The following is a 13,304-nucleotide window of genomic DNA, read 5'->3' as shown; positions in this document are numbered from 1 at the left end:
TTTATGAGGCAATAGCTACATTTATCTTATTTTTGCCGAAATTTTTTTGCATGGATTTTAGCACTGAAATAGAACGTAGAAGGACTTTTGGAATTATATCGCACCCTGATGCTGGTAAAACTACCTTAACCGAAAAATTACTATTGTTTGGTGGGGCCATCCAAGAAGCAGGTGCGGTGAAGAATAACAAAATCAAGAAATCTGCCACCAGTGATTTTATGGAGATAGAACGGCAGCGAGGTATTTCCGTAGCTACTTCCGTGCTCGCTTTTATTTACAGAGACAAGAAAATCAATATACTGGACACTCCAGGGCACAAAGATTTTGCAGAAGATACCTTTAGGACCTTGACCGCGGTGGACAGCGTAATTGTGGTCATTGATGTGGCCAAAGGTGTTGAGGAACAAACTGAAAAATTGGTTCAGGTATGCAGAATGCGCAGTATTCCCATGATTGTTTTTATAAATAAGCTAGACCGTGAGGGAAAAGATGCATTTGACTTGTTGGACGAAGTAGAGCAAAAATTAGGCCTTTCTGTGACACCTTTAAGTTTTCCCATTGGGATGGGGTATGATTTTAAAGGTATATACAACATCTTTGAAAAGAACATCAACCTATTTAGTGGAAACAGTAAGCAGAATATTGAAGAAACCATTGCATTTGATGATTTAGAAAGCTCCGAACTTGAAACTATTATTGGTGAATCTGCCGCTAGTGAACTTCGGGACAATCTTGAATTGGTTAGTGGCGTATATCCTGCGTTTGACCAAGAAGCCTATTTGAAGGGTGAGCAACAACCCGTTTTCTTCGGCTCTGCCTTGAATAATTTTGGTGTACGGGAATTGCTGGATTGCTTTATTCAAATAGCTCCGTCTCCTAGGGCAAAAATGGCAGAGGAGCGCTTGGTAGACGCTTCGGAAAAAGACTTCTCTGGTTTTGTATTTAAAATACATGCCAATATGGACCCCAAGCATAGGGACAGGCTGGCCTTTATCAAAATAGTTTCTGGTACTTTTGAAAGGAACAAACCCTATTTACACGTACGTCATGACAAGAAACTAAAATTCTCCAGCCCCAATGCTTTTTTTGCCGAGAAAAAAGAAATTGTTGATGTCTCTTTCCCAGGAGACATTGTAGGATTGCACGATACAGGGAATTTTAAAATTGGTGATACCTTGACCAGCGGGGAAAAGCTTAATTATAAGGGCATACCTAGTTTTTCACCAGAACACTTTCGCTATATCAACAATGCCGACCCTATGAAAGCCAAGCAACTCAACAAGGGTATTGACCAGTTGATGGATGAAGGGGTTGCGCAATTGTTTACGCTGGAATTAAACGGAAGAAAAATTATTGGAACTGTAGGTGCATTACAATATGAGGTCATCCAGTATCGGTTGGAGCATGAGTATGGAGCCAAGTGTTCCTATGAGAACTTCCCCGTATATAAGGCGTGTTGGGTAGATCCAGAGGATGAATCAAATGAGGAATTCAAGGAATTTAAACGAATCAAACAAAAATTTTTGGCTAAGGATAAGCGTGGACAACTTGTTTTTTTAGCTGATTCTCAGTTTTCGTTGCAGATGACACAACAAAAATATCCCACTGTGCGACTTCGTTTTACTTCGGAGAAAGAATCCAACTAAATCCTTCTTCAAGCTCCGATTCCTTTTTGGTTCAAACTTGAGATGTTACATTTTTTGTAACTTCCTCAGCATAAACCAATAAAAATCAGTATTATGACAAACTCTGCAAAGCCACCCATATGGTTTTGGGTGGTAAGTATTATCGCCTTTTTATGGAATGCAATGGGGGTCTTTAACTACTTGAACCAAGCTTACAATAAAGAAGCTATGCTGGAACCGTTAAACCAGGTACAGCGTGAAGCTTTTGAAAGCATTCCAACATGGGCTACCGCGGCTTTTGCAATTGCCGTTTTTTCAGGGATTCTCGGATCATTAGGTTTACTTCTTCGTAAAAAATGGGCAAAACCTCTTTTTACATTATCCTTGATTGCAGCTGTCGCACAATTTATAAGTTGGTTATTTATCTCAAAGGCTACTGAAGCCTTTGGTCCATCAGCTTATTTTATGCCAATTATCGTAGTTATACTAGGAATTTACCTTATTCTGTTCTCCAAAAAAGGAATTCAGAAAGGTTGGCTGGGTTAAACCAAAATTAAAACAGTAAAAAAAAGCCTGAACAATTGTTCAGGCTTTTTTTATGCTTCCCCCGTAGGACCAAAATTCAATGGAATGGGAGGTTGCTCATAATCTTTTATAGCTCCATGTGCCTTTTCAAAACGGGCTACATTATCATTCAAGGCTTTTAAAAACTTTTTGGCATGCTGCGGTGTCAGTACAATTCTGCTTTTAACCTTTGCTTTGGGAGCCCCAGGCATCATGCTTATAAAATCAACCACAAACTCTGAGACGGAGTGATTGATAATAGCTAAGTTGGAGTAGATTCCTTCCGCCATTTTTTCATCCAACTCTATATTGATTTGTTTTTGATTTTGATTCTGATTGTTATCAGCCATTGCTTATTTAATTTGATATTAGTGTGATTCTCATTTATAAGAAGTCACGTAAATACTCTTACACTTTTAAGATAGTTTGTTCATTTTGTCTTGAAACAAAACGAACCAAAAATTCAAGAGACCTTCAAGGAAATTTTTGTGATTACATCACAAAATCACTGATAAATCATACATTTCATGCTCTTTTTTGCTTTGCAAAACGCACTTTCTCTTGATTTACAGCTATTTCTATGAAGTCCTCATCTTTTTTTTTAACTAGCTATACTATAAAAAGAAAACCCTGACCGATTGGCCAGGGTTTGTATAGATTTAGAATTTGAATTCCTCTTTGCGGGCCATGATTTCATCGTACTCTTCTTTAGAGCCAACAATGATGCTATCATAATCCCTCATACCGGTACCTGCTGGAATTTTATGTCCAACAATTACATTCTCTTTCAATCCTTCCAAAGAATCCACTTTACCATTAACGGCAGCTTCGTTCAACACTTTGGTTGTTTCTTGGAAAGAAGCTGCAGAGATAAAGGACTTGGTCTGCAATGAAGCACGCGTGATTCCTTGTAATATAGGAGTTGCTGTAGCTGCTACTGCATCCCGGGCTGTAACCAAGTTTTTGTCCTCTCTTCGTAAAATGGAATTTTCATCTCTTAATTCACGAGCAGTAACAATTTGACCTGCTTTTAAGTTTTCGGATTCTCCTGCATCTTCAATGACTTTCTTACCGAATATCTCATCGTTTTCACGAATGAAATCGTCTTTGTGTACCAATTGGTTCTCCAAGAAAGTAGTATCTCCTGAATCTTCAATTCGTACTTTACGCATCATTTGACGTACTACTACTTCAAAGTGCTTGTCATTGATTTTCACACCTTGTAAACGATATACTTCCTGTACTTCGTTCACCAAGTACTGCTGTACCGCAGATGGTCCTTTGATAGCCAAAATATCCTCCGGAGTAATAGATCCGTCAGACAATGGCATACCAGCACGTACATAGTCATTCTCCTGAACCAAAATCTGGTTGGAAAGCTTAACCAAGTACTTTTTGATTTCGCCTGTTTTAGATTCGATGATAATCTCACGATTACCTCTTTTGATTTTTCCGAAGGAAACCACACCATCAATCTCAGAAACTACAGCTGGGTTTGAAGGGTTACGTGCTTCGAAAAGCTCGGTCACCCTTGGAAGACCACCTGTAATGTCCCCTGCCTTGGCAGATTTACGTGGAATCTTCACAAGAATCTTTCCTTCTTTGATTTTATCCCCGTCATTCACCATGATATGCGATCCAACGGGTAAGTTGTAGGAACGTAATGTTTCTCCTTTACCGTCTTTAATCAAAAGGGTTGGAATCAATTTCTTGTTCCTAGATTCAGAAATTACTTTTTCCTGGAAACCAGTCTGCTCATCTATCTCTACCTGATACGTAACGCCTTGCTCAATATTTTCGTAAGCAATTTGTCCTGTAAACTCAGATACGATAACACCATTATATGGATCCCATTGACAAATAACATCACCACTTTTAATCTTAGCCCCGTTCTTAACGAACAACTGGGAACCATAAGGTATGTTATTCGTACTCAAAGTAATGCCCGTGTTGGTATCCACTATTTTGATTTCTGATGTACGGGAAATAACGATATTGGCCTTTTCTCCATCGCTGTTTTCACCAACAACAGTTCTCAAATCTTCAATTTCAGCAACACCTTCAAACTTAGCTTCCAATTTGTTATCCTCAGAGATGTTACCTGCAATACCTCCAACGTGGAACGTTCTCAAGGTCAACTGTGTTCCAGGTTCCCCAATGGATTGGGCTGCTACCACACCAACAGCTTCACCTCGCTGCACCATTTTATTGGTCGCTAGGTTTCTACCGTAACATTTGGCACAAATTCCTTTTGGAGCCTCACAAGTCAATGCAGAACGTACTTCAATTTTCTCAATTGGAGCGGCATTTACCCGCTTAACATCGGCTTCTGAAATCTCTTGACCCGCAGAAAGTAATAATTCTTCAGTCAACGGATTGTATACATCGTGTAGGGAAACTCGACCTAGGATTCTCTCACCTAGAGTTTCCACTACTTCTTCATTCTTCTTTAAGGCCTCAACCTCAATACCACGTAGCGTACCACAATCTTCAATGTTGATGATAACGTCTTGTGAAACATCTACCAAACGACGTGTCAAGTATCCCGCATCCGCAGTTTTCAAAGCGGTATCCGCCAAACCTTTACGTGCACCGTGGGTAGAGATAAAGTATTCCAAAATCGATAGTCCTTCCTTAAAGTTGGAAAGAATCGGGTTTTCAATAATCTCACCACCACCAGCAGTTGATTTTTTCGGTTTTGCCATCAATCCACGCATACCGGTCAGCTGACGAATCTGCTCTTTGGAACCCCTTGCACCAGAATCCAACATCATATATACCGAGTTGAATCCTTGCTGATCTTCACGAATTCGCTTCATGGCCAATTCGGTTAACATAGCATTGGTTGAAGTCCAAACATCAATCACCTGATTGTAACGTTCGTTGTTGGTGATAAGACCCATGTTATAGTTCATCATGATACCATCGACTTGTCCGTTGGCATCAGCGATCATTTCATGCTTCTCTGCTGGAATAATAATATCTCCTAAACTGAAGGACAATCCACCTTTGAAGGCGAATTCATATCCCATAGTCTTTATTTTATCCAAGAAATCAGCAGTAGCCGGAACATCTGTTACCGCCAAAATATCACCAATAATATTTCGAAGGGCTTTCTTATTAAGAACTTGGTTAATGTATCCAGCTTGTTCTGGAACAACACTGTTGAACAATACTCTACCTGTTGTAGTCTCAATAATTTGAGGAACCAACTCTCCTTCAGCATTGAAATCCTTAACCCGTACCTTGATACTTGCGTTCAAGTCCACTTTACCTTCATTGAAGGCAATAACCACCTCTTCATCAGAATAAAAAGTCAATCCTTCACCTTTGATAGGTACCTCAGGTGTAGACTTTCTTTCTTTGGTCATATAGTACAGACCCAATACCATATCCTGTGATGGAACGGTAATCGGTGAACCGTTAGCCGGGTTCAAGATATTCTGGGATGCCAACATCAATAGTTGTGCTTCCAAAATAGCCTCTGGTCCCAATGGAAGGTGAACTGCCATTTGATCCCCATCGAAATCCGCGTTAAATGCGGTACATGCCAATGGGTGCAAACGAATTGCTTTACCTTCAATAAGTTTAGGTTGGAATGCCTGGATTCCCAAACGGTGCAATGTGGGGGCCCGGTTCAATAGAACTGGGTGTCCTTTAAGCACATTTTCCAAGATATCCCAAACTACGGGCTCTTTCTTATCTATTATCTTTTTGGCTGATTTTACCGTCTTTACGATTCCTCTTTCTATCAACTTACGGATAACAAAAGGCTTGTACAGTTCGGCAGCCATATCTTTAGGAAGACCACATTCGTACAATTTCATTTCCGGTCCAACAACAATTACGGAACGTGCTGAATAATCCACACGCTTACCGAGCAAGTTTTGACGGAAACGACCTTGTTTACCTTTCAAGGAATCCGAAAGGGATTTTAATGGTCTATTCGATTCTGTTTTTACCGCAGATGCTTTTCTTGTATTGTCGAAAAGGGAATCCACAGCTTCTTGAAGCATCCTTTTTTCGTTACGAAGGATTACTTCTGGAGCTTTGATTTCCATCAATCGCTTCAAACGGTTGTTACGAATAATTACCCTACGGTATAAATCGTTCAAATCCGAAGTGGCAAAACGACCACCATCCAAAGGAACCAATGGACGTAATTCCGGTGGAATAACCGGAACCACCTTCATGATCATCCACTCTGGAAGATTCTCACGGTTTCCTTGGGACTCACGGAAGGCTTCCACAACCTGCAGACGCTTTAATGCCTCAGTTTTACGTTGCTTGGAAGTTTCTGTGTTGGCCTTGTGCCTCAACTCGTATGACAGTTGCTCCAAATCAATTCTACCCAACAAATCAATCAAACACTCAGCACCCATTTTCGCAATGAATTTGTTAGGGTCAGTGTCCTCTAAATATTGATTTTCGGTTGGAATGGATTCCAAGATATTTAAGTACTCTTCTTCGGTCAAGAAATCCATTTTATTGATTTCCTCACCTTCTGGACCTTTGGCAATACCCGGCTGGATGACCACATATCTTTCGTAGTATATGATCATATCCAACTTCTTGGAAGGTAAACCTAAAAGGTATCCTATTTTGTTGGGAAGCGAACGGAAATACCAGATGTGCGCCACAGGCACCACAAGGTTGATATGCCCAACACGGTCCCTACGCACCTTTTTCTCGGTTACTTCAACACCACAACGGTCACAAACAATACCACGGTAACGGATTCTTTTATACTTTCCACAGGCACATTCGTAATCCTTTACAGGACCAAAAATACGCTCACAGAACAATCCATCACGCTCTGGCTTGTGCGTTCTATAGTTAATGGTCTCAGGTTTTAATACTTCCCCCCGGGATTCTGCCAAAATTGACTCTGGAGAAGCCAATCCGATGGAAATTTTATCAAACCTTTTTGGTGCGTTGTTATCTTTTAATCTAGCCATAATGCTATTGCGATAATTATGATTAAAATGCTATTTTGTTAATTCTACTCTTCCAAACGGATATCCAAGCCCAAACCTTTAAGTTCGTGCATCAATACGTTGAAAGATTCTGGCAATCCAGGTTCTGGCATAGTCTCACCTTTTACGATGGACTCATAGGTCTTGGCTCTTCCGATAACGTCATCCGACTTTACAGTAAGGATTTCACGCAATGTGGAAGAAGCACCATAGGCTTCCAATGCCCATACCTCCATCTCACCAAATCGCTGACCACCAAACTGGGCTTTACCACCCAAAGGTTGTTGCGTAATCAATGAGTATGGTCCTATAGACCTGGCGTGCATTTTATCGTCTACCATGTGACCTAGTTTCAACATGTAGATAACTCCTACAGTTGCTGCTTGATCAAAACGTTGTCCTGTTCCACCGTCATAGAGATGGGTGTGTCCAAAACGTGGTACACCTGCCTCGTCGGTCAATGCATTGATTTGGTCAAGTGTGGCTCCATCAAAAATTGGTGTACCATACTTTCTACCTAGCTTTAAGCCAGCCCAACCCAATACAGTTTCGTAAATTTGACCAATGTTCATACGAGAAGGTACCCCAAGTGGATTCAATACGATATCCACGGGTGTTCCGTCTTCCAAGAAAGGCATATCTTCTTGACGTACAATACGGGCTACGATACCTTTATTACCGTGACGACCGGCCATCTTATCCCCTACTTTAAGCTTACGCTTTTTAGCGATATATACCTTGGCCAACTTCATGATTCCTGCTGGAAGTTCATCCCCCACTGAAATGGTGAATTTGTCCCTTCTCAAGTTTCCTTGAATGTCGTTCAATTTGATTTTGTAGTTGTGCAACAAGTCTGCCACCAAAGTATTTGTAGCATCATCCGTAGTCCAACTACCGCTAACCAAGTGCGCAAAATCGTCAACAGAGTTTAGCATTTTGATGGTGTATTTCTTTCCTTTTGGAAGTACTTCTTCTCCCAAATCGTTCATTACACCTTGCGAAGTTTTTCCGCTGATCAATCCAAAGAGTTTTTCTACCAAAACATCTTTCAATTGTTGGAATTTCACTTCGTAATCCATTTCCAATCGGGAAATGGCTTCTTTATCTTCAGAACGCTTGCGCTTATCTTTAATGGAACGAGAGAACAACTTCTTATCGATAACCACACCACGTAATGATGGTGAAGCTTTCAAGGAAGCATCTTTTACATCTCCTGCTTTATCTCCAAATATGGCACGAAGTAATTTTTCTTCCGGAGTTGGGTCAGATTCACCTTTTGGAGTAATCTTACCGATAAGAATATCTCCAGGCTTCACTTCTGCACCAATACGAATCATACCATATTCATCCAAGTCTTTTGTAGCCTCTTCGGATACATTAGGAATATCATTGGTCAATTCTTCAGCACCTAGTTTAGTATCTCTAACCTCCAATGCATATTCATCAATGTGAATAGATGTAAAGATATCTTCACGAACTACTTTTTCAGAAATCACGATGGCATCCTCAAAGTTATACCCCTTCCAAGGCATAAAGGCCACCTTCATGTTTCGACCCAAAGCCAATTCTCCGGCTTGCGTAGCATATCCTTCACAAAGCACCTCTCCTTTTTTCACTTTGTCCCCTTTTCTTACGATAGGCTTCAAGTTGATGGAGGTACCTTGATTTGTTTTTCGGAATTTAACCAAGTTATACGTCTTGGAATCTTCTTCAAAACTCACCAGTTTTTCCTGCTCGCTTCTTGAGTATTTGATTGTGATTTTCTGAGCATCGACATATTCTACTACACCGTCACCTTCAGCATTAATCAAAACCCTAGAGTCTGTAGCAACCTGTCTTTCCAATCCAGTACCTACAATTGGAGAATCAGGGCGTAATAATGGTACCGCTTGACGCATCATGTTTGACCCCATCAAAGCACGGTTCGCATCATCATGTTCCAAGAAAGGAATTAAAGAAGCTGAAATGGAAGCAATTTGATTTGGCGCAACGTCCGTATAATTTACTTCACTTGGATCAACCACTGGGAAATCACCTTCTTCACGAGCAATTACTTTTTCTGAATCAATGGTTCCGTCCTCTTTCATTGGAATGTTAGCCTGAGCTATTTTCATTCCTTCTTCTTCCTCTGCACTCAAGTAGGTAAATTCTTTGGTATTTACCTTTCCGTCATCTACTTTTCTATAGGGTGTTTCCAAGAAGCCCATTGGGTTCACCTTGGCAAATACACCCAAGGAAGATATCAATCCAATGTTTGGTCCTTCAGGAGTTTCAATTGGACAAAGTCTTCCGTAGTGTGTGTAGTGTACATCACGAACCTCAAAACCTGCTCTTTCACGGGAAAGACCTCCAGGTCCAAGAGCGGATAGTCTTCTTTTATGTGTAATCTCTGCCAATGGATTGGTTTGATCCATAAACTGAGACAACTGATTGGTACCAAAGAATGAGTTGATTACCGAAGACAAGGTCTTCGCGTTGATCAAATCAATTGGGGTAAAGACCTCATTATCACGAACATTCATACGCTCACGAATGGTACGTGCCATACGTGCCAAACCTACTCCAAACTGAGAAGACAATTGTTCTCCAACGGTTCTTACGCGACGGTTTGACAAGTGATCGATATCATCAATCTCCGCTTTGGAGTTGATCAACTCAATCAAATATTTAATAATGGTAATGATATCTTCTTTGGTCAAGACCTGCTTGTCCATTCCAATATCCAATTGTAACTTCTTATTCATTCGGTAACGACCTACCTCACCTAAATTGTATCGTTGGTCCGAAAAGAACAACTTATCGATGATACCGCGAGCGGTTTCTTCATCAGGCGGTTCTGCGTTACGCAATTGTCTGTATATGTGCTCTACGGCTTCTTTTTCAGAGTTGGTAGGGTCTTTTTGTAGCGTGTTATAAATAATGGCGTAATCCGACTGGGAACTATTTTCTTTATGTAGAAGAATAGTCTTTACGTCAGCATCCAAAATTTCATCCACATGCTCTTTCTCAAGAATAGTATCACGATCAAGGATGATTTCGTTTCTTTCAATGGAAACCACTTCTCCTGTATCTTCATCCACAAAATCCTCGTGCCATGTGTTCAATACCCTTGCTGCCAATTTACGGCCCAACACCTTTTTAAGTCCTGCTTTGGATACTTTGATTTCTTCAGAAAGGTCAAAAATCTCCAAAATGTCCTTGTCACGTTCAAATCCAATAGCACGGAAAAGTGTGGTTACAGGTAATTTTTTCTTTCTATCAATGTAGGCATACATAACTCCATTGATATCTGTAGCAAATTCAATCCAAGACCCTTTGAAAGGAATTACCCTAGCTGAATACAATTTAGTTCCATTGGCATGGAACGATTGTCCGAAGAATACCCCTGGAGACCTGTGTAACTGAGAGACCACAACACGTTCAGCTCCATTGATAACAAAGGTGCCACTAGGTGTCATATAAGGTATTGTACCCAAGTAAACGTCTTGTACTATAGTTTCAAAATCCTCATGCTCCGGATCGGTACAATACAATTTTAGACGCGCCTTTAAAGGAACGCTATAGGTAAGTCCTCTTTCGATACATTCTTGGATGGAGTATCTAGGTGGATCTATGAAATAATCCAAGAATTCCAGTACAAACTGGTTTCTGGTATCGGTGATTGGAAAATTTTCCATGAAGGTGTTGTAGAGCCCTTCATTTCCCCTCTCGTCAGATTTGGTCTCAAGTTGAAAAAAGTCTTGAAATGACTTAATCTGAATGTCCAAGAAATCCGGATAATTCGGTATGTTCTTAGCGGATGCGAAATTTACTCTTTCAGTATGATTTGTGAACATCAATGGACAAATTTTGATAGTGAATTCTCTATTGGGTCATGTGTGCCATCACACATCGCTATAAAAACAGGCTAAGGTCTGACCATTTTATGGAAAGACCTTAACCCAATTTATATGGTAAAAGCTATTATTTAAGCTCAACTTCTGCTCCTGCTTCTTCCAAAGATTTTTTGATACCTTCTGCTTCGTCTTTAGCAACTCCTTCTTTCACTGCTTTAGGAGCACTGTCAACGATTTCTTTAGCATCTTTCAATCCAAGACCTGTAAGTTCTTTAACCAACTTAACTACAGCTAGTTTAGAACCTCCTGGAGCCTTAAGGATTACGTCAAATTCTGACTTTTCTTCAGCGGCTTCTTCACCACCACCAGCGGCAGCACCACCTCCAGCAACTGCAACTGCAGCAGCAGCAGGCTCGATACCGTACTCTTCTTTTAATATGTCAGCCAACTCGTTTACCTCTTTTACGGTTAGGTTAACCAACTGTTCTGCAAAATCTTTTAAATCTGCCATTTTTTCTATCGTTTAATCAAATTTGTAAAATATACTTAGTTATTGTGCGCGAATTATTTTTCAGAAAGGGTTTTAAGGATACCTGCCAATTTACCTCCTCCGGACTTAAGACCAGAAATAACGTTTTTGGCTGGGGATTGTAACAATCCTATGATATCCCCGATAACTTCCTCTTTGGACTTGATATTTACAAGTGCATCCAGGTTTTCGTCCCCTACGTAAACAGCCTCTTCTATAAAGGCTCCTTTAAGTACAGGTCTATCGGATTTCTTTCTAAAGTTTTTGATAAGTTTCGCCGGTGCATTCCCAGTTTCGGATAACATCAAAGATGTATTACCCTTCAATACTTCGGGAAGTTCACCAAACTCCTTATCTGAAGCTTCCATTGCTTTTGCAAGCAAGGTATTCTTCACTACTGCAAGCTTAATGTTCGCCTTGAAACATGCCCTTCTAAGGTTAGAAGTGTCAACGGCGTCCAAACCGGATATATCCGCCAAGTAAATATTGGCATTATCGGCCAACTGTGCAGTCAAGTCCTCTATTACGATTGCTTTTTCTTCTCTTGTCATAATTAAATTATTGAGCTACCAGTTATTAAACTGCTTTTGGATCTAATTGAACACTGGGACTCATTGTACTAGAGAGGTAAATACTTTTCATATAAATCCCTTTAGCAGCAGCTGGCTTCAACTTCACCAAAGTATCTATCAATTCTTTAGCGTTTCCAGCAATTTTATCTGCGGAGAAAGATGATTTACCTATAGCTGCGTGTACAATTCCAGTTTTATCCACTTTAAAATCGATTTTACCTCCTTTGACATCGGTTACAGCTTTAGCTACATCCATTGTCACAGTTCCGGTTTTTGGATTGGGCATCAACCCTCTAGGTCCCAAGATTCTACCTAAGGGTCCAAGTTTACCCATTACACTAGGCATGGTGATGATAACATCCACATCGGTCCATCCGCCTTTTATTTTATCCAAATATTCGTCCAACCCTACAAAATCAGCGCCAGCCTCTTTAGCTTCTGCTTCTTTATCTGGGGTCACCAAAGCTAAAACCTTAACTTCCTTACCTGTTCCGTGGGGAAGTGTTACAACACCACGTACCATTTGATTGGCTTTTCTTGGATCTACACCCAAACGAACCGCCAAATCAACAGAAGCGTCAAATTTTACATTGGTAATTTCTTTTATTAAAGCTGATGCCTCTTCCAAAGAATAGAGTTTGTTCTTCTCTATCTTGGCATGGGCTTCTTTTTGCTTTTTAGTCAATCTTGCCATTATAAATTGCTTTAGATTTTAAAAAGGTCTTTTACCAGCTACTTTAAGTCCCATTGATCTAGCAGTACCTGCAACCATACTCATTGCAGATTCCACTGTAAAAGCATTTAAATCGACCATTTTGTCCTCAGCAATTGCTTTTACCTGATCCCAGGATACACTACCTGATTTAACCCTGTTAGGTTCGCCAGATCCTTTTTTAATCTTAGCCGCTTCCAACAATTGAACTGCCGCGGGTGGTGTTTTTACAACAAACTCGAAAGATTTGTCTTTGTAAACGGTGATAACAACTGGTAAAACTTTACCAGGTTTGTCCTGTGTACGCGCATTAAACTGCTTACAGAACTCCATAATGTTAACACCAGCAGCACCTAAGGCGGGTCCAACCGGTGGCGATGGATTCGCAGCACCTCCCCTAACTTGTAATTTAACTACCTTATCTACTTCTTTTGCCATTGTTTTTAATTAAAATGAAAGTGTGTCAATTGGAAGCAACACAACTTTTTAT

9 protein-coding genes are annotated in these 13,304 nt (G+C 40.3%); 2 read left to right on the top strand and 7 right to left on the bottom strand.

Features of this window, described 5'->3' with window-relative positions:
• Positions 1 to 50 precede the first annotated feature (50 nt).
• Positions 51 to 1,646 carry a peptide chain release factor 3 gene (locus ACOKFD_RS18860; RefSeq protein ID WP_422859307.1) on the top strand — a complete coding sequence of 532 codons (1,596 nt, stop codon included), beginning with the start codon at positions 51 to 53 and terminating at the stop codon, positions 1,644 to 1,646.
• Between the two features lie 129 nt (positions 1,647 to 1,775).
• Positions 1,776 to 2,171, top strand: coding sequence for a hypothetical protein (locus ACOKFD_RS18855; protein WP_422859306.1), 396 nt, complete (start codon positions 1,776 to 1,778; stop codon positions 2,169 to 2,171).
• Positions 2,172 to 2,221: 50 nt separating this feature from the next.
• Here the strand turns inward: ACOKFD_RS18855 and ACOKFD_RS18850 are convergent, their stop codons facing one another.
• The 7 genes from ACOKFD_RS18850 to rplK form a co-directional block, all read right to left on the bottom strand.
• Entirely contained in the window at positions 2,222 to 2,539 is a 318-nt protein-coding gene (locus tag ACOKFD_RS18850) for a DUF3467 domain-containing protein (protein ID WP_422859305.1), read from the bottom strand.
• A gap of 309 nt (positions 2,540 to 2,848) precedes the next feature.
• Positions 2,849 to 7,147, bottom strand: a complete 4,299-nt coding sequence (gene rpoC / locus ACOKFD_RS18845; RefSeq protein WP_422859304.1) for a DNA-directed RNA polymerase subunit beta' — start codon at positions 7,145 to 7,147, stop codon at positions 2,849 to 2,851.
• A gap of 44 nt (positions 7,148 to 7,191) precedes the next feature.
• Positions 7,192 to 11,001, bottom strand: coding sequence for a DNA-directed RNA polymerase subunit beta (gene rpoB, locus ACOKFD_RS18840; RefSeq protein WP_422859303.1), 3,810 nt, complete (start codon positions 10,999 to 11,001; stop codon positions 7,192 to 7,194).
• Between the two features lie 127 nt (positions 11,002 to 11,128).
• Positions 11,129 to 11,512, bottom strand: a complete 384-nt coding sequence (gene rplL / locus ACOKFD_RS18835) for a 50S ribosomal protein L7/L12 (RefSeq protein ID WP_297915391.1) — start codon at positions 11,510 to 11,512, stop codon at positions 11,129 to 11,131.
• A gap of 53 nt (positions 11,513 to 11,565) precedes the next feature.
• Positions 11,566 to 12,081 carry a 50S ribosomal protein L10 gene (rplJ, locus tag ACOKFD_RS18830; protein WP_422859302.1) on the bottom strand — a complete coding sequence of 172 codons (516 nt, stop codon included), beginning with the start codon at positions 12,079 to 12,081 and terminating at the stop codon, positions 11,566 to 11,568.
• Positions 12,082 to 12,106: 25 nt separating this feature from the next.
• Positions 12,107 to 12,796 (bottom strand): 50S ribosomal protein L1, encoded by a 690-nt coding sequence (gene rplA, locus ACOKFD_RS18825; protein ID WP_299000907.1) that lies wholly within the window; start codon positions 12,794 to 12,796, stop codon positions 12,107 to 12,109.
• Positions 12,797 to 12,814: 18 nt separating this feature from the next.
• Complete coding sequence (gene rplK, locus ACOKFD_RS18820; protein ID WP_073181477.1) at positions 12,815 to 13,252, bottom strand: 50S ribosomal protein L11; 438 nt, start codon at positions 13,250 to 13,252, stop codon at positions 12,815 to 12,817.
• Positions 13,253 to 13,304: the final 52 nt, after the last annotated feature.

This window comes from Flagellimonas ulvae, assembly GCF_049333175.1.
Lineage (GTDB): Bacteria > Bacteroidota > Bacteroidia > Flavobacteriales > Flavobacteriaceae > Flagellimonas.
The sequence above is the reverse complement of the archived record's forward strand: the minus strand, read 5'-3'. Positions and strand labels throughout refer to the sequence as shown.

Bases quoted from the DNA above. Each gene is read 5' to 3' on its own strand.
- rplL (WP_297915391.1), bottom strand. From the start codon at position 11,512: ATGGCAGATTTAAAAGATTTTGCAGAACAGTTGGTTAACCTAACCGTA.
- ACOKFD_RS18850 (WP_422859305.1), bottom strand. From the start codon at position 2,539: ATGGCTGATAACAATCAGAATCAAAATCAAAAACAAATCAATATAGAG.
- rpoC (WP_422859304.1), bottom strand. From the start codon at position 7,147: ATGGCTAGATTAAAAGATAACAACGCACCAAAAAGGTTTGATAAAATT.
- rpoB (WP_422859303.1), bottom strand. From the start codon at position 11,001: ATGTTCACAAATCATACTGAAAGAGTAAATTTCGCATCCGCTAAGAAC.
- rplJ (WP_422859302.1), bottom strand. From the start codon at position 12,081: ATGACAAGAGAAGAAAAAGCAATCGTAATAGAGGACTTGACTGCACAG.
- rplK (WP_073181477.1), bottom strand. From the start codon at position 13,252: ATGGCAAAAGAAGTAGATAAGGTAGTTAAATTACAAGTTAGGGGAGGT.
- rplA (WP_299000907.1), bottom strand. From the start codon at position 12,796: ATGGCAAGATTGACTAAAAAGCAAAAAGAAGCCCATGCCAAGATAGAG.
- ACOKFD_RS18860 (WP_422859307.1), top strand. From the start codon at position 51: ATGGATTTTAGCACTGAAATAGAACGTAGAAGGACTTTTGGAATTATA.